This is a genomic window from Exiguobacterium sp. SH1S21, assembly GCF_004337175.1.
Classification (GTDB): domain Bacteria; phylum Bacillota; class Bacilli; order Exiguobacteriales; family Exiguobacteriaceae; genus Exiguobacterium; species Exiguobacterium aurantiacum_A.
Genome location: NZ_SJUY01000008.1, coordinates 16,945 through 37,097 on the forward strand (window position 1 = coordinate 16,945; position 20,153 = coordinate 37,097).

Here is a 20,153-nt window from a genome sequence, read left to right on the forward strand (position 1 = left end):
CTCACTATGGAAATTTCAGATATTCGGAACGAACTCGAGGGCATGGCAAAACGCCTCGAAAATTACAGACAATCGCTCAACTTAACGGAGAAACAGGCGCGCATCGCCGAGCTCGAGAACGAGATGACGTACCCGGACTTCTGGGACAGCCAAGAGAAGGCACAAAAAGTCATCGACGAGTCGAACGTGCTCAAAGCGATGGTCGACAAGTATCAAGAGCTTGCGGATGGTCACGAGGACGGCGAAGTCACGCTCGAACTCATCAAGGAAGAACCGGACGTCGAGATGCAAGGTGATCTCTCAGAGATGGTCATGGCGCTCAAAGCCGACTTCGACGCGTTCGAACTCGAAATCCTCTTGAACGGACCGTATGACGCGAACAACGCAATCCTCGAGCTACACCCGGGTGCGGGCGGTACCGAGTCGCAAGACTGGGCCTCGATGCTTCTCCGCATGTATCAGCGCTTCGCGGACAAGCAAGGTTGGAAAGTCGAGACGGTCGACTACCTCGCGGGCGAGGAGGCCGGCGTCAAGTCGGTCACGCTCCGCATCGTCGGGCATAACGCCTACGGCTACTTGAAAGCGGAGAAAGGGATCCATCGCTTGGTCCGGATCTCGCCGTTCGACTCATCAGGTCGCCGTCATACGTCGTTCGTCTCGTGCGACGTCATGCCGGAATTCGATGACGATATCGAGATCGACGTCAGAACCGAAGACCTCCGCATCGACACGTACCGCGCGTCGGGCGCCGGCGGTCAGCACATCAACACGACCGACTCGGCCGTCCGGATCACGCACGTGCCGACGGGTGTCGTCGTCTCATGTCAGGCCGAGCGTTCGCAGATCAAGAACCGTGAAGCGGCGATGAAGATGCTTAAGGCGAAACTGTACCAGCGCGAACTCGATGAGCAGCAACGCAAGCTCGACGAGATCCGCGGTGAGAAGACAGACATCGGCTGGGGTAGCCAAATCCGTTCATACGTCTTCCACCCGTATGCGATGGTCAAAGACCACCGCACGAGTTATGAAGTCGGGAACACGAGCGGCGTCATGGATGGAGACATCATGGGCTTCATCGACGCTTACCTCCGTAAGACAAATATGTGATGCATGTGGCTCAAAGACGTCTGTCTTTGAGCCACGTTGTATGTAGAGGAGAATTTCTTTAATGAAGCAAATCGTCAAAGACTATATTTACTTATTGACCGGTTCCGTGTTCGTCGCCTCGGCGTTCAGTCTGTTCCTGTTCCCGAACAACATCGCTTCGGGTGGCGTCAGTGGGATCTCGATCATCACGTATGAACTGTTCGGCATCTCGCCGGGGGCGTTCCAGCTCGTCTCGAACGTGTTGCTCCTCCTCGTTGGCTGGATGATCCTCGGGCTCGGCTTCGGCGTCAAATCGCTCGTCGGCTCGATCTTCTTACCAGGTGTGATCTTGTTTTATGAAGCGATCGGTGCGGGCGCGGCGGTCGATGATACGCTGCTCGCGGCCGTGTTCGGCGGCGTCGGTGTCGGGATCGGCCTCGGGCTTATCTTCCGCGGCCGGGCCTCGACCGGCGGGATGGACTTACTCGCCCAGATCCTACATAAGTTCACCCACATCCCGCTCTATCTCTGTATCGCCATCCTCGACGGTACCGTCGTGGTCGTCGCGGCCGTCACGTTCTCGTTCACGACGGGACTGTACGCGCTGATCGCCTTGTACATCACGATCAAGATGATCGACTTCGTCCAGCTCGGCTTCACGCAAGACAAGATGGCGTATGTCATCTCGGACAAGCGTGACGTCATCACGCGCGCCGTCTTCGACGAGCTCGACCGGGGCGCGACCGAAATCCAAGCGATCGGCGCCTATTCACGTCTCGACCGGCCGATGTTGCTCGTCGTCGTCCGTCAGAACGAGGTGAGCCGGTTGAGAGACTTGATCCGCCGCATCGACCCCGACGCGTTCCTCATCTTCAGCGAGGCGCACGAGGTGATGGGCCAAGGATTCACCTCGGATAAACGGTATAGCAACGTCCCGTGAGATGTGGAATCTTTGTGTACTTTTCGTGAGATTAGGTTAAAGACCGTGTCATAACGGTTATAATGGATAATGTAGGCAATTTCTACAACTTAGGAGGGGAACCCTATATGAAGAAGTGGATGATGGCCATCGGCCTCGGCGCCATGCTCACGCTCGGTGCGTGCGGCGGCGATGAAGAAGAAACGACAAGCAATGGGGATACGGGCTCGAACACGGCTTCGGTCGACGCGGAAGCGGTATACGCACAGAACTGTGCAGCCTGCCACGGTGCGAACTTGGAAGGCATGAGCGGTCCGGCATTGACGGACGTCGGCTCACGCCTCTCGGCTGAAGACATCGAGAACGTTATTCGTAACGGGCAAGGCGCGATGCCTGCGAACGTGATTGAGAAAGACGAAGAGATCACAGCGGTCGCAGCTTGGCTCGCTGAGAAGAAGTGATCATCAGGACCACGGGATAACCGTGGTTTTTTTGCATTCCGCATTTTGGATTGATCGAATTTTGGTAAGGAACAATAAAGACATTGAAACGGAGTGGATATGATGTGAAGACAAAACTGATTGATTGGCCGACGTTCATCGGTGCGTTCGTCCTGTTGCTGACGGTGACGTTGCCGCTCGTCTTTTTCCCGGAGACGGGGAAGGCATGGGTCGGCGCCGCCAACACGTTCATGACGACGAACTTTGGCATGTTGTATTTAGCGATGGGGCTTGGCGCGTTCGGATTTTTGATCTTCGTCGCTTTCAGTGAAAATGGGCACGTCAAGTTAGGCGCTGAAGATGAGGAACCCGAGTTCAGCACGTTCTCTTGGGCGGCGATGTTGTTCGCCGCCGGGATCGGCTCGAGTATTTTGTATTGGTCGGTCATCGAATGGGTGTACTACTATCAAGGACCGCCGTTCGGTATCACACCGGAGTCGACCGAGGCGATCCAATGGGCGACCGCCTACGGCATGTTCCACTGGGGGCCGATCGCTTGGGCGATCTATACGCTGCCGGCGTTGCCGATCGCTTACTTCTATTATGTGCGCCGCAAATCGGTGTTGAAAGTGAGCGAAGCGGTCCGGCCCGTCATCGGAAAATGGGCGGACGGACCGGTCGGTAAAGTCATCGACATCTTGTTCATCTTCGGTCTCCTCGGCGGGGCCGGCACGACGCTCGCCCTCGGGACACCGATGATCGCCGAAGGGGTGAACGAGATCACCGGCATCCCGGTCACGCTTGGCATGCAGGCGGTCATCATGCTCATCTGTACCGTCATCTTCGCCATCAGCTCGTACGTCGGCTTGAAGCGGGGCATCAAAGTGCTGAGTGACTTGAACATTTGGCTCGCAATCATTGTCTTGACGTTCGTCTTCGTCTTCGGTCCGACCCGGTTCATCTTGGAGACGACGTTCAACGGGGTCGGCACGATGCTCGACAACTTCTTCTTGATGGCGACGTGGATGGAGCCGTTCGGCAACCTCGGCGGCTTTGAAGAGACAGGTTTCCCGGAATCGTGGACGGTGTTCTACTGGGCGTGGTGGCTCGTCTATGCACCGTTCGTCGGCCTGTTCGTCGCCCGGATCTCGCGGGGACGGACGATCCGCGGGATGATCATCGGGACGATGGTGTACGGGACGTTCGGCTGTATCCTGTTCTTCGGTATACTCGGCAATTATGGACTCTACCTCCACTTGACCGGTGCGTTCGACGTCATCTCGTATATGGACATGTACGGACCGCCTGCGACGATCATCGCCGTCATCGGCCAGTTGCCGTTCGGTAAAGTCGTCGTCGCCGTGTTCACCGTCCTCGCGATCATCTTCCTCGCGACGACGTTCGACTCGTCTTCCTATATCTTGGCATCGGTCACGCAAAAGCATGTCGAAGAAGAGCCGCTCGTCTGGAACCGTCTGTTTTGGGCGTTCGCTCTCTGTATTATGCCGCTAACGCTCATGTTCCTCGGTGGGCTTGACACGTTGCAGACGGCGAGCATCGTCGGCGGATTCCCGCTCATCTTCATCATGGTGCTCCTCGCCTGGTCGTTCATGCGCGTCTCAAGCAAAGACATCCGGGCGTCGGAAGAGTATGAGTCACCGACGATCCACATCAAATATCGGAAACGGAAACGCTCGCCCTTCGACGCGTTGAAAGAACGTCCGACCGATAAACGGAACGATTGAACATAGGCACTCGCCCCGGCGAGTGCCTATTTGAATGTGAGTTTCGCCAAATGTGACTGCGATGTGAAACGGACGTTCAGTTCAACAATTTCACACCGAACTCAATCGAACTGAAACAATCCTGTAATGGTTATTTAAAATTCTGGTTGTTATAATTGTAGGCGCTCCTACTAATGAACCGGATAAACCTTGGCCCGTTCCGAAACTTGGACGGTGCCTTGACAGAATCACTAGTTATCGTGTAGAACTGAGGCTAGACGAAAATATTCACTTACTAAACAACTATACACTCGTCATAGATGCATGAAAAATTTATAAAAAGGGTAGGGAATACGTTATGATCTCGATGCAAAAAGTTAGTAAAGTATATCCAAACGGTGTCGTCGCAGTCGACGACCTCGATTTGAAGATCGAAGACGGCGAATTTTTATACGTCGTCGGACCATCCGGCGCCGGGAAATCGACGTTCATGAAAATGATTTATCGGGAGGAGAAGCCGTCGAACGGTCAACTGTTGATCGACGGGATTGACGTCGGGAAATTAAAAAACCGTCACGTCCCGAAACTACGCCGCCAGCTCGGCGTCATCTTCCAGGATTATAAGCTGCTCCCTTCATTAACAGTGTATGAGAACGTCGCGTTCGCACTTGAAGTCGTTCAGGCCGACACGAATACGATGCGTAAGCAAGTCATGGACGTATTGAACCTCGTCGGACTTAAACATAAGGCGCGTAACTATCCGGACGAACTCTCAGGTGGCGAACAGCAACGTGTCTCGATCGCCCGCGCCATCGTCAACAAGCCGAAGCTCATCATCGCCGACGAGCCGACCGGTAACTTAGACCCGGATACGGCATGGGGCATCATGGAAGTATTCCAAGAGATCCATCGCCGCGGGGCGACGATCGTCATGGCGACACATAACCGTGACATCGTCGATAAGATCCGTCATCGCGTCATCGCGATCGAAAACGGCAAAGTCGTCCGCGATGAAGAGAAAGGAGCATATGGCTATGATATTTAAAAGTGGGCTACGCCATTTACGCGAAGGGTTCAAAGGGACGCTTCGCAACGGTTGGATGTCGTTTGCGGCCATCAGTGCCGTCACCATCACCTTGTTACTCGTCGGCGTCTTCGCCCTCGTCATGTTCAACGTCAACGAGATCTCAGAGAACGTCGAGAACGATGTTGAGATCCAAGTGTTCGTCACACGGACGGCGGAGGAAGCGAACGTCGAGAAGCTAGGGGAGAACTTAGAACAGATCCCAGGCGTCGCCTCGGTGACGTTCAGCTCGAAAGAGGATGAACTCGAAAGCTTCCGCAACCAGCTCGGGGAAGACGCCAACGCGTACGGTACGGTCGAGAAAGACAACCCGCTCCATGACCGCTATATCGTCAAAGCATCAGACCCGCTCAACACGCAGACGGTCGCCGACGCAGTCCAGTCACTTGAAAACGTCGATAAGGTCACGTACGGTCAGGACTATATCGATAAGATGTTCGCCTTCTTCAACGGGATCCGCATCGGTGGACTCGTGTTGATCGTCGGACTCACGCTCATGGCGATGTTCCTCATCTCGAACACGATCAAGATGACGATCTTCTCACGCCGTCGCGAAATCGAGATCATGCGTCTCGTCGGAGCGAAAAACAGCTTTATCCGCTGGCCGTTCTTCATCGAGGGGCTTCTGCTCGGTGTGCTCGGCGCGCTCATCCCGATCGCGGTCATTTATTTCGGGTATGACGTCGCATATGGTGCTTTACAACCATCGCTAGATCAATTGAATAGTGATATATTTAAATTGATCGATCCATCGGTACTCACGACGCAAGTCTCGCTCGTCTTGCTTGCGCTCGGTGCGTTCATCGGGATCTGGGGATCGACGACATCGCTCGGTCGATTCTTAAAAGTCTAATTTAAATACGAGGGGGAATTGGCGGATGAAACGTTCGCTTGCGCTTGGATTAAGTTTGACGCTACTCGCCGCGCCGGTCATGGCGACGGAGAAAGAGACGTTGAAAGAACGACAAGATCGTCTATCCAATCAATTGGAGCAGTCCAAGAAAGCGCAAGTCGAGACGGACGCCGAGCTCGAAGTCACCGAGGCACAGCGCGACGCGGTCTCAACCGAGATCCGCGCCGTCAATGAACGTCTTGAGGGCTTAAGTGAACAGATCGCCGTCCAGCAAGTCGAAGCGGACGCGGCACGCTCAGAGCTCGAGGCGACCCGCCAACAACTCGCTGCCCAAGGGCAGTATCTTGAAGGCCAGAAGGCGCTCCTTAGTGAGCGTCTTCGTGTGCTTCAAATACACGAGGACCGGTCTTATCTCCAAGTCGTATTCGAATCCCGCTCGTTCGGGGACTTCGTGACGCGGCTCATGACCGCACAGACGATCGCGGAGCAAGACCGGGACCTCATACATAGCTATATGCATGAAGTCGAGCGCCTCGAGACGCTTGAGACGACGCAACGGACACAGTTGTCGTTCGTCAAACAAAAAGAGCGCGAGCTCGTCGTCACGAAACAAGCGCTCGACCAAGCGGCCACAGAGAAGCATGCACTCCTCTCGGAACTGAACGAGCAGGTCGAACTGCTCGAACTTGAACAGATGACCCGTGACGAAGAACAGGCGCTCATGAACGAACAGCGCCGCATCATCGCCAGTCAGCTCGACGCGATCGCGACGGCTGAACGGGAACAAGCGGAAGCCGAGGCGCGCGCGAAACAAGAGGCCGAGGCGAAAGCCGCCGCAGAAGCGCGAGCACGAGCCGAAGCCGCCGAACGAGCCGAAGCGAATCAAGAAACCGTGACACCACAGGAACCGCCAGCAACGGAACCGGAAGCTGTCACGGCGCCGGTCAGTACGTTCTTGCGCCCGGTATCGGGTTACGTGTCGAGCCGGTTCGGACCGCGTGAAAACCCGCTCACCGGGGCGCCCGAATCGCACCGCGGCATCGATATCGTCAACGCGACCGGCACACCGATCGTCTCGGCCGCCCCAGGCATCGTCATCAAGGCGGCTGAAGCGACCGGTTACGGCAACGTCGTCTTCGTCTCGCACGTCGTGAACGGGCAGGTCTGGACGACCGTCTACGGTCATTTAGATTCGATCACGGTAACGGCCGGCCAGAGGATCGGGGCGGGCCAGACGGTCGGTACGCTCGGCAACACGGGCTGGTCGACGGGACCTCATCTCCACTTCGAGCTCCACCGTGGGGAATGGGCACCTGGGCAACCAAATGCGGTCGACCCGGGCCCTTATATCGGCTACTGACAGACGGACGCGTCCCAAATATGTGGAACGCGTCCGTTTTTCTGAAGTTTTTGCTATACTGGATGAAAGACCGACAAAAAGAAATGAGGGACTTACCCGTGAAAAATACAACCGCAGGACTACTCGCCGGCGCGACGTTCGTGGCAGGGGCCGGTGCAGGCCTGGCGACGATGGCATTTACCGATACGAGGTTACCGATCCAACCGAAAGCAGAAGGTTGGGACAAAGTCGAACAAGTCCGCAGCTTGATCGAGACGCACTCGCTAAAGGACATCTCAGAAGAAGATTTGTTGACCGGCGCCCTTGACGGCATGACGGCAGCGCTCGATGACCCGTACTCTGACTTCCTCGACGCGGAAGAAACGTCACAGTTCACCGACTCGATCGAGTCGAGCTTTGAAGGAATCGGCGCGACTTTGGAGAAGAAAGGAGAAGACATCTTGATCGTCGCTCCGATCAAAGGTGCACCAGCTGAAGCGGCAGGTCTTCGCCCAGGGGATATCATCACCGCGGTCGACGGCGAATCGATTGAAGGAATGGCCGTCGAAGAGGCGGTCCAGCTCATCCGTGGTGAAAAAGGAACGGTTGTCACGCTGACGATTCGTCGCGGCGGGCAAGAGGCCGACTATGAGATCACGCGGGATACGATCCCGATCGAGACGGTCTATTCGGAAGTGAAAGAGCAGGATGGCAAGAAAATCGGCTATCTCGAAGTGACCCAGTTCTCAGAGCCGACGGCCGATGAGTTTTTAGAGCAGCTCGAGACGCTCGAGAGCCAAAATATCGATAGCTTGATCATCGACGTCCGGGGCAACCCGGGTGGTCTCTTGCCGGCCGTTATCGCGATGACCGAAGGGTTCGTCCCGACGGATAAGCCGGTCGTTCAAATCGAAAACGCCGACGGGGAACGTGAGGCCCAAAACGGACGCGCCCGTGAGGCGAAGCCGTATAAGCTGTTCGTCTTGACGAATGAAGGCTCGGCCTCGGCTTCCGAGATTTTAGCCGGTGCGCTCAAGGAAGGAGCCGGTGCGACGATTGTCGGCAACACGACGTTCGGAAAAGGCGTCGTCCAGACGGCGTTCGACTTGGAAGACGGCAGCAACTTGAAGCTGACGACGAGCAAGTGGCTCACACCGGACGGCAATTGGATCAACGAGACGGGTATCGAGCCTGACGTTGAGGTCGATCAACCGGATTACTTCGGGGTCAACCGCATTCTCGCAGAAGAGGATGCGCTCAAAGTCGGGGACTACGGCGAGCCGGTGTCGAACCTGCATACGGTATTGACCGGGATCGGTTATGAGCCGGGCGGTCAGGCGGGTTACTTCGGTGACACGATGGCACAGGCGGTCTCAGACTTCCAAGCCGACAACAACTTAACGGAGGACGGGGTCGTCAATGAAGCGACAGCGTCCGCGCTCGAGTCACGGTTGCTTGAAGTCATCCAAGACGAGGCGAACGATGCCCAGTTGAACCGGGCACTTGAAGAAGCCGCAAAATAAGGATTAGGGAAAGGATTGGACAAGTGTGGACGTTCTACGAATGAGTTTTACCGCTTTGTTGACCTTGTTAGGTAGTCCGCTGCTCTGGGCGACGTTCGTCGCCCTCGCTTACATATCCATGACGCGCATTAAACGGGAGCGAAGCATGTTCCGGTCGCGCCGACGCTCGCCGAAGTCAGATTGGCGCCACTTTGTGTGGCCGAGTCTGTTGCTCGCGGTCCTCGGAACTGTAGCGACCGTCTTGCTCGAGACGACGGTCAACTTCGAGTGGGTCGTCACGTTCACCGTCCTCTACGCCCTGATCGTCTTGACGATGCATCCGCGCTTCATGAGTCCGGCGTTTCCGTTCCTGATCATGCTCGTGGTCATCGGTCTGCGTGACGTTGTCCCGTTAGCCGGGCTCACGAATTGGGTCGACCGGCTCGCCAGCGTCGAGTGGCCGGTGTATGCGCTCGTGTTCGGCATCGTCACGCTCGCCGAAGCGATCCTCCTTCGTTGGAACGGGATCAAAGAGACGTCACCGACGCTCATCTTGTCGAAGCGCGGCCAGTTCATCGGCGGACACGTCGTCAAGCGGATTTGGTTCTTTCCGCTCGTCGTCTTTTTACCGCCGTCGTTCGGGCTCGACTTCTCGGTGCCGGTCATCTTACCGATCCCGATCGGGGTCAGCCTGCTATCGACCGGGGCACTGCCGGGAACGCTACTTGGCCGGTTGAGCCTGTATCGCGGTTTGCTCGCGGTGGTCGCGCTCGGCTTGTTCGCCGGGTCATACGTCCTAGACGTCCCGTACGTCGCTTATGTGTTGATCGGTCTGTTCGTCTTGTACGAGCTTGCCTTGCAGCTCATCAAACGGGAGAACCGCGGCACAACACCGGTCTTCTTGAACGGGAACCGCGGGGCGGTCATCATCGATACGCTTCCAGATTCGCCGGGGGAGACGATGCAGCTCATACCAGGTGAGTCGATCTACAAAGTGAACGGTACGGTCATCACCGGAGGGAGCAGCTTTTATGAGGCGCTTCAACTCCATAAGCCGTACATCAAGCTCGAAGTGCTCAACTTGAACGGGGATATCCGGTTCGTGCAACGGGCGATGTATGAGGCCGACCCGCACGAGCTCGGGATTTTGTTCGTCGGGGAACCGATGAGCCCACGTTTACGCTTACGAAAATTATAAAAAGGAGCATCCGTCGCGGATGCTCCTTTTCGTATGCTTACACTTCAAGTTTTGATGGTTTGAAGCCCATCGTCGCTTCAACGGCGTGTTGCCAGCCTTTGTAGAGCGCTTCACGGTGCTCCTCGTCCATGTTCGGTTCGAACTGATGGTCGAGTTTCCATTGCTGCTTGATCTCATTCTGGTCTTTCCAGAAACCGACGGCGAGTCCGGCGAGATAGGCGGCGCCGAGCGCCGTCGTCTCACTCACTTCCGGACGTTCGACCGGTACGTTCAAGATGTCCGCTTGGAACTGCATGAGGAAGTCGTTGTTGACCGCACCACCGTCGACGCGGAGTGTCTTCAATGCGATGCCGGAATCCTGTTCCATTGCCGTCAAGACGTCGCGTGTCTGATAGGCGAGTGACTCGAGCGTCGCCCGGACGAAGTGTTCTTTTTCCGTACCGCGGGTGATCCCGAAGATGGCGCCGCGGACGTCCGAGTCCCAATACGGGGCACCGAGTCCGACGAAGGCCGGGACGACGTAGACCCCGTCGGTCGTGTCGACACGGTTCGCATACTGTTCCGTATCTTTCGCCGACTTGAGCATACGCAGTCCGTCACGGAGCCACTGGATGGCTGATCCGGCGACAAAGATCGATCCTTCGAGCGCATACTCGACTTTGCCGTTGTAGCCCCAGGCGATCGTCGTGAGCAATCCGTGGTCCGACTTGACGGCTTCTTCTCCCGTATTCATGAGCATGAAACAACCCGTTCCGTATGTGTTCTTCCCTTCACCTGACTCGAAGCAAGCTTGGCCGAACAAGGCGGCCTGTTGGTCACCTGCCGCGCCGGCGATTGGGACTTCGAACCCGAAGAAGTGGTAAGGAATCGTGTTGGCGTATACTTCACTCGACGCCTTGACTTCAGGCAACATCGACTTCGGTACGGTGAGGATGTCGAGCAACTCGTCGTCCCACTTCTGCTCATAAATGTTGTACATGAGCGTCCGGGACGCGTTCGAGTAGTCGGTGACGTGTGCGTGACCGCCCGAGAGTTTCCAGATGAGCCACGTGTCGATTGTTCCGAACAAGAGGTCTCCCGCTTCTGCTTTCTCACGGGCGCCTTCGACGTTGTCGAGGATCCATTTCACTTTCGTTCCCGAGAAGTAAGCGTCGATCAATAATCCGGTCTTATCGCGGAACATTTCAGCGTGACCGGCCGCATTCAACTCGTCACAAATACCGGCAGTCTGACGCGATTGCCAGACGATGGCGTTGTAGACAGGTCTGCCGGTCGACTTCTCCCAGACGACCGCTGTCTCCCGTTGGTTCGTGATGCCGATGGCCGCGATTTCTTTCGGGTCGATGTCGGCCGAACCGAACGCCTCGGCCATGACGGCGAGGACGGAACCCCAGATTTCGTTGGCGTTATGCTCGACCCAGCCTGGTTTCGGGAAGTACTGCTTGAACTCGCGCTGAGCGGTTGTGACGATCTTGCCGTCGTGGTCGAAGATGATGACCCGTGAACTGGTCGTACCTTGGTCGATTGCTAAAATATACCGTTTTTCTTTGTCCATATGAATGTGCCTCCTTAGAAGTTAGGGTGGTTATGGGACGAGGATACCATAGAGCAACGCGGCGATGACAGCGCCAATGATTGGTCCGACGACCGGAATCCATGAATAGCCCCAGTCTGACGTCCCTTTGCCTTTGATTGGGAGTATCGCGTGCGCGATCCGCGGTCCAAGGTCACGGGCAGGGTTGATCGCATAACCGGTCGTTCCACCGAGTGAGAGACCGATCGAGACGATCAAGAAACCTACGATGAGCGGGTTTAATCCATCTGCGAACGTGTTGGCCCCGAACGATAGTAATGCGAAGACGAGGACGAACGTTCCGATAATTTCTCCGATTAAGTTGAACGGAGTGTTCCGAATACCAGGAGCGGTCGAGAACGTCGCGAGCTTGGCACCCGGGTCGTCGGTCGCGTCATAGTGCGGTTTGTAGTGTACGTACACGAGTACGGCCCCGATGAACGCCCCGATGAACTGGGCAAGGATGTACAGTGGCACATCTTCCCATGGGAATGCCCCGCTCGTGGCGAGTCCGATCGTAACGGCCGGGTTGATGTGCGCGCCTCCGTAAATACCTGCGGCGTATACCCCGACCATAACGGCGAGCCCCCAACCGAACGTGATGACGATCCAGCCGCCGTTCTCGGCTTTCGAGTGGCGGAGGACGACGCCGGCGACGACACCGTTACCGAGCAAGATGAGTAGCATTGTACCGATAATTTCGCTGACAAATGCTGACATGTGATACTCCCTTCCTTCCATATTGGATTTGGCTTACCACTTTTCTATATCCCCCGTTTGAAAGCGCTTTAAAACCAAGATATTGAAAAAAACCACTTTTTAATGAGGAAAGTGGTTCGGACTGGTAAAATGTTTGGAAAAATCAAGGGTGATCCCGACGAGAAAGATGAAGAGAACTCCTAAGCTCACGAAAGACAATGGTGTCCACCATGCCGCCCCGAGGTCGAGTACGATCGAGGCGATGACAGTCAAGTAGAGCCAAGCGAGCCGTCTTGAAATCTCATGGTCCCGATAACGATTCGTGAGCGATGCACCGAGCGGGGCACCGACAAAGGCGCCCGTCACCAAGGCGAGCGGGGCAACATAATCGAGCGACAACGAAGGCAAGTAACCGATTAGTCCGCCGAGCGAGATGAACAGGACGGCGGCAAGGCTCGTCCCGACGGCGCGGTGCGTCGAAAACCCGAGCCCCCAACCGAACGTGATGACGATCCAGCCGCCGATGCCGAGGAGTGCCGACAAGAGTCCGGCGATCGCGCCGATGAAGAAACTTGCGGCGAATCCAGATTTTTTGCGTTTCGACGGCTTCGATGTTTTCTTTAGAAGCGTAACGGCAAAATAAGAGAGGATAAGCAAATAGAAAACATTCAGCAACCAGTCATACGTCCCGGAGATTGACAGCACGACCCGGCTCGACAGCTGCGCAGTGACGGCACCGGCCAGACCGACCGTGAGACCGGTCGACCATGACACGTTTCCGAGCGACGAGTGCTTCTTCGCTCCGGACAGGCTCGTGCCGACGACGAACAAAAGTGATGTCGCGACCGCCTCGGCCGCCGAGTATCCGTTGAACAAGAGCACCGGGACGATGATGACACCGCCCCCGATGCCGAAGAAACCGGACAAGGCGCCGACGACCGCGCCGAGCGGGATAAAGAGAAGTGACCACATGACGACCCACCCATTTCTGTTTAGATTCCTCCTCACTATAGCGAATCGGAGAGCGGTTTGGGAAGCGTCTCAGAAGCGAATATTTGTTCGTGTATGTGCTATAATCAAGTCAATATGCAAGGGATAGAAAGCGAGGAATATATATGGACAAGATCAAGCTTCCGTTCGAATTACATTCGGAATATAGTCCGGCCGGCGACCAGCCGGAGGCAATCCGCCAGCTCATCGAAGGCGTCAACCGCGGCGACCGTTACCAGACGCTGCTCGGTGCGACCGGCACCGGGAAGACGTTCACCGTGTCGAACGTCATCCAGGAAGTGAAGAAACCGACGCTCGTCTTAGCCCACAACAAGACGCTCGCCGGCCAGCTCTATTCCGAGTTCAAAGAGTTTTTCCCGAACAACGCCGTCGAATATTTCGTCAGCTATTATGACTACTATCAACCGGAGGCGTACGTGCCTTCGACCGACACGTTCATCGAGAAAGATGCCTCAATCAACGACGAGATCGACAAGCTCCGCCACTCGGCGACGTCGTCCTTGTTCGAGCGGGATGACGTCATCATCGTCGCATCTGTATCGTGTATATACGGTCTTGGTAACCCGGAAGAATACAACAGTCTCGTCTTGAGTCTCCGCGTCGGGAAAGAGATGGGGCGCGACCAGATGCTCCGCAAACTGATCGACATCCAATATGAACGGAACGACATCGATTTCCAGCGCGGGCGCTTCCGTGTCCGCGGCGACGTCGTCGAGATCTTCCCGGCGTCACGCGACGAGCAGTGCTTGCGCGTCGAATTCTTCGGTGACGAAATCGACCGCATTCGCGAGATGAACCCGCTCACCGGCGAGATCATCGCCGACCGTGAACACGTCTCAATCTTCCCGGCATCCCACTTCGTCACGCGCGACGAGAAGCTGCAAAAGGCGATCATCAACATCGAGGCCGAGCTCGAGCAACAGCTCGCGAAGTTCCGCGAAGAAGGCAAACTGCTCGAAGCACAGCGTCTCGAACAACGGACGAACTACGACCTCGAGATGATGCGCGAGATGGGCTACTGTTCAGGCATCGAGAACTATTCGCGCCATTTGAACTTGACGGAAGAAGGGGCGACGCCGTATACGCTCATCGATTACTTCCCGAAAGACTTCTTGCTTATCGCCGACGAGTCACACGTGACGCTACCGCAAGTCCGAGGGATGTTCAACGGCGACCAGGCACGTAAACAAATGCTCGTCGACCACGGTTTCCGTCTGCCTTCAGCCAAGGACAACCGTCCACTCAAGTTCGAGGAGTTCGAGAAGAAGTTGAATCAGGCGATCTTCATCTCGGCGACACCGGGCCCGTACGAGCTCGAGCATACGCCAAACATGATCGAGCAGATCATCCGGCCGACCGGTCTACTCGACCCGACGATCGAGATCCACCCGATCAAAGGACAGATCGACTACTTGATGGACCAAATCCGCGACCGCATCAAACAGGACGAACGCGTCCTCGTGACGACGCTCACGAAGAAGATGGCCGAAGACTTGTCGGACTATCTCCGTGAAGCGGGCATCAAGGTCAACTATATGCACTCTGAGATCAAGACGCTCGAACGGATCGAGATCATCCGTGACCTGCGACTCGGCAAATACGACGTCCTCGTCGGGATCAACTTGCTGCGGGAAGGGCTCGATATCCCGGAAGTGAGTCTCGTCACGATCCTCGACGCCGACAAGGAAGGGTTCCTTCGTTCTGACCGGTCACTCATCCAGACGATCGGGCGGGCGGCCCGTAACTCGAACGGCCACGTCATCCTGTTCGCCGATAAGATGACCGATTCAATGAAACGGGCGATCGGGGAGACCGACCGCCGTCGCACGATCCAGCAAGAATACAATGAAGAGCACGGCGTCACGCCGCAGACGATCCGCAAAGAAGTGCGCGGCGTAATCCGCGCGACCGTCGCTGCCGAAGAAGAAGTGCTCGAGTCGCTCAGCTCGATGAATTCGGACGAGCGCGAGGCGGCAATCGGCAAACTAGAAGAAGAAATGAAACAAGCGGCCCGCGATCTTCAGTTCGAGCGGGCGGCCGAATTGCGTGACTTAATCTTGGAGTTGAAGGTAGGGAATTAAATGGCTGAAAAGAAAAATGCGATCGTCATCAAAGGGGCGCGCGTCAACAACTTGAAAAACATTGATATCGATATCCCTCGTGACCAGCTCGTCGTCTTGACGGGTCTGTCGGGATCAGGGAAGTCATCGCTCGCATTCGATACGATCTACGCCGAAGGGCAGCGCCGTTACGTCGAGAGCCTGTCGGCATACGCCCGTCAGTTCCTCGGACAGATGGACAAGCCGGACGTCGATACGATCGAAGGGTTGAGCCCGGCCATATCGATCGACCAGAAGACGACGAGCCGTAACCCGCGCTCGACCGTCGGGACGGTGACGGAGATCTATGACTACTTACGTCTCTTGTTCGCCCGCATCGGGAAACCGGTCTGTCCACGCCACGGCATCGAGATCTCAAGCCAGACGATCTCACAGATGGTCGACCAAGTGATGGAGCTCCCGGAGAAGACGCGCCTGCAAATCTTGGCGCCGATCGTGTCGGGACGGAAAGGCACGCACGTCAAAGTGTTCGACTCGCTCAAAAAAGAAGGGTTCGTCCGTGTCCGGGTCAACGGGGAGACGGTCGAACTGACCGATGACATCGAGCTCGACAAGAACAAGAAACATTCGATCGAGGTCGTCGTCGACCGGCTCGTCGTCCGCGCTGACGTCGAAGGCCGCCTCGCCGATTCACTCGAGACGGCACTCCGCCTCGCGGACGGCCGCGCCATCATCGACAAGATGGACGGGACCGAGCTGTTGTTTAGCGAACATCATGCCTGCCCGATCTGTGGCTTCTCGATCGGTGAGCTCGAACCGCGCATGTTCTCGTTCAACTCACCGTTCGGGGCCTGCCCGACGTGTGACGGTCTCGGTACGAAACTCGACGTCGACCCGGAACTCGTCATCCCAGACCCGGCGAAGACGTTGAAAGAAGGCGCGGTCGTCGCATGGCAGCCGACGAGCTCGCAATATTATCCGCAACTGCTCGCCTCGATGTGCCAGCATTTCGACATCGACATGGACGTGCCGTTCGAACGGCTGTCAAAACGTGACCAAGACCTCGTCTTGCACGGGACGGAAGAAGAATCGTTCTTGTTCCGCTACGAGAACGATTTCGGCCAAGTCCGGACGAACACGATCTTTTTTGAAGGGGTGCTCCGCAACATCGAGCGCCGCTATAAAGAGACGACGTCGGATTACATCCGGGAACAGATGGAGACGTATATGGCGACACACGCCTGCCCGACATGTAACGGCTATCGGTTGAAAGAAGAGACGCTCGCCGTCAAGATCACCGACCGCCACATCGGGGAAGTGACGACACTTTCGGTCGAGCATGCGCTCGCCTTGTTCGATTCGCTCATGGACGAACTGAGCGAAAAAGATATCGCCATCGCCCGGCTCATCTTGCAAGAGATCAAAGAACGGCTCAGCTTCCTGAACAACGTCGGTCTCGACTACTTGACGTTGTCGCGGGCGGCCGGGACGTTATCAGGCGGGGAAGCACAGCGGATCCGTCTAGCCACGCAAATCGGGTCGCGGCTGACCGGCGTCTTGTATGTCTTGGACGAGCCGTCGATCGGCTTGCACCAACGTGACAACGACCGCTTGATCGCGACGCTCAAACAGATGCGAGACATCGGCAATACGCTCATCGTCGTCGAGCATGACGAAGACACGATGATGGCAGCCGACTATTTGATCGACATCGGACCTGGCGCCGGAGAGCACGGCGGAGAAGTCATCGCCGCCGGCACACCGAAACAGATTATGAAGAACCGAAAGTCGCTCACCGGTCAATACTTGTCCGGGAAACGGTTCATCCCGCTGCCGGCCGAGCGCAAAGTGCCGGACGATCGTTTCATCAGAATCGTCAAAGCAGCAGAGAACAACTTGAAAGAGGTCGACGTATCGATCCCGCTCGGTATGTTCATCGCCGTCACCGGCGTTTCGGGATCTGGGAAGTCGACGCTAATCAATGAGATCCTGTACAAGTCGCTAGCGCACCATATTAACCGCGCCAAAGCGAAGCCAGGGAAGCATAAGACGATCGAAGGGCTTGACCAGATCGATAAAGTCATCGATATCGACCAGTCGCCGATCGGACGGACGCCGCGGTCTAACCCGGCGACGTATACAGGTGTGTTCGATGACATCCGCGACGTGTTCGCTTCGACGAACGAGGCGAAGATGCGCGGTTACAAGAAAGGCCGCTTCAGTTTCAACGTTAAAGGCGGACGCTGTGAGGCGTGCCGCGGGGACGGAATCATCAAGATCGAGATGCACTTCCTTCCAGACGTTTACGTCCCGTGTGAAATCTGTCACGGTAAACGCTACAACCGGGAGACGCTCGAAGTGAAGTATAAAGGGAAGACGATTGCCGACGTGCTCGACATGACAATCGAGGAAGGACTCGACTTCTTTGACAAAATTCCGAAAATCAAGCGGAAGATCCAGACGATCTCTGACGTCGGCCTCGGCTACATGAAGCTCGGACAACCGGCGACCGAACTGTCGGGCGGGGAAGCGCAACGCGTCAAGCTCGCGTCTGAGCTGCACAAACGTTCGACCGGCAAGACGATCTACATCTTGGACGAGCCGACGACCGGTCTTCACGTCGACGATATCGCCCGGTTGTTAATCGTATTGCAGCGCCTCGTCGAGAACGGGGACACGGTGCTCGTCATCGAGCATAACTTAGACGTCATCAAATCGGCCGACTACTTGATCGACCTCGGACCGGAAGGCGGGGACGGCGGCGGCGCGATCGTCGCGACCGGGACGCCGGAAGAAGTCGCCGAAGTCACGGCGTCGTACACCGGTAAATATTTGAAACCGGTGCTCGAACGCGATGCGGCCCGGGCCAAACCGAAAGCAGGAAAAAAGAAATAAGTATAGAAATGTTTAGAAACGGGAACATGATTGACGTGTAACCAAATCGAAGGGGGAAACGAACGTGAAACAAGAAATGCGTGAACTGATTCTCCAGCAAGTGAAAGATGGCAAACTGACGATCGAGGAAGGGATGACCCAACTCGAACGGCTCGAGAAGTTGGAGCCGGAGCGTATCCAAGCGCTTGAAGAGCATCAACAGACGGAGAAGGTCGATGCCTACTCGGTCGAGTCGCTCACGACGAAACTGACGTCAGCGGTCGAAGGACTCGTGACGAAACTTCGCGACAGCGACTTCTCGTTCAGTTCGAATTTCGGGCCGGAAGTGACATATTCGAAATCGTTCCCGTTCACCGGGAAAGACATCTTGCTCGACTTGTTCAACGCCTCGGCGACGATCGTCTCGTCGGACCATGACGAGTGTGAGCTGATCGTCACCGGTCGTCCGCTCCGGCAGCAAGACGCTGATAAGGCGCTCGAACAGCTCCAGTCGGCGGTCAAACATTCGGTCATCGGTGACCGTCTCGTCGTCTCACTTCGTGACAAGCTCGTTCGGGCCCACGTCGAACTATACGTCCCGCATCATCATTTCGACCACATGAACGTCCAAACGTTGAACGGAGAAGTCCGTGCCGACGGGATCGACGTCGAGAGTCTCCGTGTCCAGACAGCTAACGGCCGCGTCGTGCTTCACGAGGTGCACGCTTCAGAAATCCTCGTCAACACGGGCAACGGTACGGTCGAAGTCGAAGGGACCGAGTCTGAGCTCGTCCACGTACGGACCGGTAACGGTTCTGTCATCGTGAACGGGAAGTATGACAGAGCGTCATTGAAGACAGGCAACGGCAATATCCGCGCCGAACTCGCGACGGCGCGTCCGGCCAAGTTCGAACTCGCTTCGCTCGCTGGCAACATCCGACTCGTCTTGCCGCATGGCGTCGAAGTCGAAGGCGATCTTGAGACGAACTTCGGTGGGCTCCACTGTGACTTGGACGACCTCGAGATCGTTCGCGATCGTAAAGATGTCGCCCAGCGTCGCCTCGAGTTTATGTCAGGACGTGGCCAGACGCCGCGCATCGAAGTCGAGGCCGGTACACGTACCGGTACGATCGACCTCGAGCACGGTTCGCTCCACACACCGTCAACGTTCTTAGAAGAAGATAAGCACGAACCGACGGAACCGCTTGACCCGGTCGACCCGGTCAATCCGGCTGACTTGAACAACCCGTTCCATCAACAATGACGAACAACCCCGAAGGCGAGCGCCTTCGGGGTTGTTTTTGTACAGCGTGAATCATAAGAAGCCCGAAGGCGATTGCCTTCGGACCCATTCGTCATAGATTCATTTCATACTCCATTTGCTGCCAATCCATCATCTGACCGTCATACAACGTGAACGAGCCGATGATAAAGAGGATAAACAGAATCGGTCCAGCGATGAGTAGGAAGATCCCAAGGTTCCGCATTTTTTTCGAGCGGTTCCAGTAGAAGATGATGGCGACGATCATTGAAAGTAGCGAGCCAGACAAGAAGAGACCAACGATGTTCAGGATGAACAACAAGAGCACCGTCTCGTTCTTCGTCGCCGTATATTCGCGCCACATGTCGATGAGCGATTTGATCAAATAGACGAGCGCCGCGATCCCGACGATGAAAATAAAGACGATGGCAATCCAAAAGAGTGCGTTCATTTTGTTTCACCTCCTTAATCATCTATACCCGTTCTACGCAATTGCCACAAATTAGTTTCATTCCTTTCGAATTGACAAG

16 protein-coding genes are annotated in these 20,153 nt (G+C 56.1%); 12 read left to right on the top strand and 4 right to left on the bottom strand.

All coding sequences use genetic code 11. The features are described 5' to 3' along the window. Nucleotides 1-6: 6 nt before the first annotated feature. From prfB to EVJ24_RS11310, 9 genes are all read left to right on the top strand, one after another. The gene (gene prfB, locus EVJ24_RS11270; protein WP_016508664.1) at nt 7-1,107 is read left to right on the top strand and encodes a peptide chain release factor 2; all 1,101 of its coding nucleotides are present in this window, start codon (nt 7-9) and stop codon (nt 1,105-1,107) included. A gap of 61 nt (nt 1,108-1,168) precedes the next feature. Continuing rightward, nucleotides 1,169-2,026, top strand: coding sequence for a YitT family protein (locus EVJ24_RS11275; RefSeq protein ID WP_071397984.1), 858 nt, complete (start codon nt 1,169-1,171; stop codon nt 2,024-2,026). Nucleotides 2,027-2,133: 107 nt separating this feature from the next. Beyond that, a complete protein-coding gene (cccB, locus tag EVJ24_RS11280; protein WP_131441379.1) occupies nt 2,134-2,466 on the top strand; it encodes a cytochrome c551 in 333 nt (110 codons plus the stop codon). A gap of 104 nt (nt 2,467-2,570) precedes the next feature. After that, nucleotides 2,571-4,190 carry a BCCT family transporter gene (locus EVJ24_RS11285; protein WP_131441380.1) on the top strand — a complete coding sequence of 540 codons (1,620 nt, stop codon included), beginning with the start codon at nt 2,571-2,573 and terminating at the stop codon, nt 4,188-4,190. Nucleotides 4,191-4,527: 337 nt separating this feature from the next. Continuing rightward, a complete protein-coding gene (ftsE, locus tag EVJ24_RS11290) occupies nt 4,528-5,214 on the top strand; it encodes a cell division ATP-binding protein FtsE (protein WP_071397982.1) in 687 nt (228 codons plus the stop codon). Further along, nucleotides 5,204-6,106, top strand: coding sequence for a permease-like cell division protein FtsX (gene ftsX / locus EVJ24_RS11295; RefSeq protein WP_131441381.1), 903 nt, complete (start codon nt 5,204-5,206; stop codon nt 6,104-6,106). The genes ftsE and ftsX overlap by 11 nt, the downstream gene beginning before the upstream one ends. Before the next feature lie 25 nt (nt 6,107-6,131). Further along, nucleotides 6,132-7,466, top strand: a complete 1,335-nt coding sequence (locus EVJ24_RS11300; protein ID WP_131441382.1) for a murein hydrolase activator EnvC family protein — start codon at nt 6,132-6,134, stop codon at nt 7,464-7,466. Nucleotides 7,467-7,564: 98 nt separating this feature from the next. After that, the gene (locus EVJ24_RS11305; RefSeq protein WP_131441383.1) at nt 7,565-8,968 is read left to right on the top strand and encodes a S41 family peptidase; all 1,404 of its coding nucleotides are present in this window, start codon (nt 7,565-7,567) and stop codon (nt 8,966-8,968) included. Between the two features lie 40 nt (nt 8,969-9,008). After that, nucleotides 9,009-10,145, top strand: coding sequence for a PDZ domain-containing protein (locus EVJ24_RS11310; protein ID WP_131441384.1), 1,137 nt, complete (start codon nt 9,009-9,011; stop codon nt 10,143-10,145). A gap of 37 nt (nt 10,146-10,182) precedes the next feature. On the opposite strand, the gene glpK is transcribed toward EVJ24_RS11310, so the two are convergent. From glpK to EVJ24_RS11325, 3 genes are all read right to left on the bottom strand, one after another. Then, on the bottom strand, nt 10,183-11,700 hold the full coding sequence (glpK, locus tag EVJ24_RS11315; RefSeq protein ID WP_131441385.1) for a glycerol kinase GlpK: 1,518 nt from the start codon (nt 11,698-11,700) through the stop codon (nt 10,183-10,185). A gap of 30 nt (nt 11,701-11,730) precedes the next feature. Continuing rightward, a complete protein-coding gene (locus EVJ24_RS11320; protein WP_131441386.1) occupies nt 11,731-12,438 on the bottom strand; it encodes an MIP/aquaporin family protein in 708 nt (235 codons plus the stop codon). A 99-nt stretch (nt 12,439-12,537) separates the two neighbouring features. After that, nucleotides 12,538-13,389, bottom strand: a complete 852-nt coding sequence (locus EVJ24_RS11325; protein ID WP_131441387.1) for a sulfite exporter TauE/SafE family protein — start codon at nt 13,387-13,389, stop codon at nt 12,538-12,540. A gap of 143 nt (nt 13,390-13,532) precedes the next feature. Here EVJ24_RS11325 and uvrB point away from each other — a divergent pair, with 143 nt between their 5' ends. From uvrB to EVJ24_RS11340, 3 genes are all read left to right on the top strand, one after another. Next, on the top strand, nt 13,533-15,509 hold the full coding sequence (uvrB, locus tag EVJ24_RS11330; protein ID WP_330857586.1) for an excinuclease ABC subunit UvrB: 1,977 nt from the start codon (nt 13,533-13,535) through the stop codon (nt 15,507-15,509). After that, nucleotides 15,510-18,383 (top strand): excinuclease ABC subunit UvrA, encoded by a 2,874-nt coding sequence (gene uvrA / locus EVJ24_RS11335; protein ID WP_131441388.1) that lies wholly within the window; start codon nt 15,510-15,512, stop codon nt 18,381-18,383. It abuts the gene before it with no gap. A gap of 64 nt (nt 18,384-18,447) precedes the next feature. Then, nucleotides 18,448-19,626 carry a DUF4097 family beta strand repeat-containing protein gene (locus EVJ24_RS11340; protein WP_131441389.1) on the top strand — a complete coding sequence of 393 codons (1,179 nt, stop codon included), beginning with the start codon at nt 18,448-18,450 and terminating at the stop codon, nt 19,624-19,626. Nucleotides 19,627-19,717: 91 nt separating this feature from the next. On the opposite strand, the gene EVJ24_RS11345 is transcribed toward EVJ24_RS11340, so the two are convergent. Continuing rightward, entirely contained in the window at nt 19,718-20,074 is a 357-nt protein-coding gene (locus EVJ24_RS11345) for a hypothetical protein (protein ID WP_131441390.1), read from the bottom strand. Nucleotides 20,075-20,153 lie beyond the last annotated feature (79 nt).

Excerpts from the sequence above, each read along its gene's own strand:
- EVJ24_RS11310 (WP_131441384.1), top strand. The coding sequence starts at position 9,009 with ATGAGTTTTACCGCTTTGTTGACCTTGTTAGGTAGTCCGCTGCTCTGG.
- EVJ24_RS11325 (WP_131441387.1), bottom strand. The coding sequence starts at position 13,389 with ATGTGGTCACTTCTCTTTATCCCGCTCGGCGCGGTCGTCGGCGCCTTG.
- uvrB (WP_330857586.1), top strand. The coding sequence starts at position 13,533 with ATGGACAAGATCAAGCTTCCGTTCGAATTACATTCGGAATATAGTCCG.
- prfB (WP_016508664.1), top strand. The coding sequence starts at position 7 with ATGGAAATTTCAGATATTCGGAACGAACTCGAGGGCATGGCAAAACGC.
- ftsE (WP_071397982.1), top strand. The coding sequence starts at position 4,528 with ATGATCTCGATGCAAAAAGTTAGTAAAGTATATCCAAACGGTGTCGTC.
- uvrA (WP_131441388.1), top strand. The coding sequence starts at position 15,510 with ATGGCTGAAAAGAAAAATGCGATCGTCATCAAAGGGGCGCGCGTCAAC.
- EVJ24_RS11345 (WP_131441390.1), bottom strand. The coding sequence starts at position 20,074 with ATGAACGCACTCTTTTGGATTGCCATCGTCTTTATTTTCATCGTCGGG.
- EVJ24_RS11300 (WP_131441382.1), top strand. The coding sequence starts at position 6,132 with ATGAAACGTTCGCTTGCGCTTGGATTAAGTTTGACGCTACTCGCCGCG.
- EVJ24_RS11275 (WP_071397984.1), top strand. The coding sequence starts at position 1,169 with ATGAAGCAAATCGTCAAAGACTATATTTACTTATTGACCGGTTCCGTG.
- glpK (WP_131441385.1), bottom strand. The coding sequence starts at position 11,700 with ATGGACAAAGAAAAACGGTATATTTTAGCAATCGACCAAGGTACGACC.
- cccB (WP_131441379.1), top strand. The coding sequence starts at position 2,134 with ATGAAGAAGTGGATGATGGCCATCGGCCTCGGCGCCATGCTCACGCTC.
- EVJ24_RS11320 (WP_131441386.1), bottom strand. The coding sequence starts at position 12,438 with ATGTCAGCATTTGTCAGCGAAATTATCGGTACAATGCTACTCATCTTG.
- ftsX (WP_131441381.1), top strand. The coding sequence starts at position 5,204 with ATGATATTTAAAAGTGGGCTACGCCATTTACGCGAAGGGTTCAAAGGG.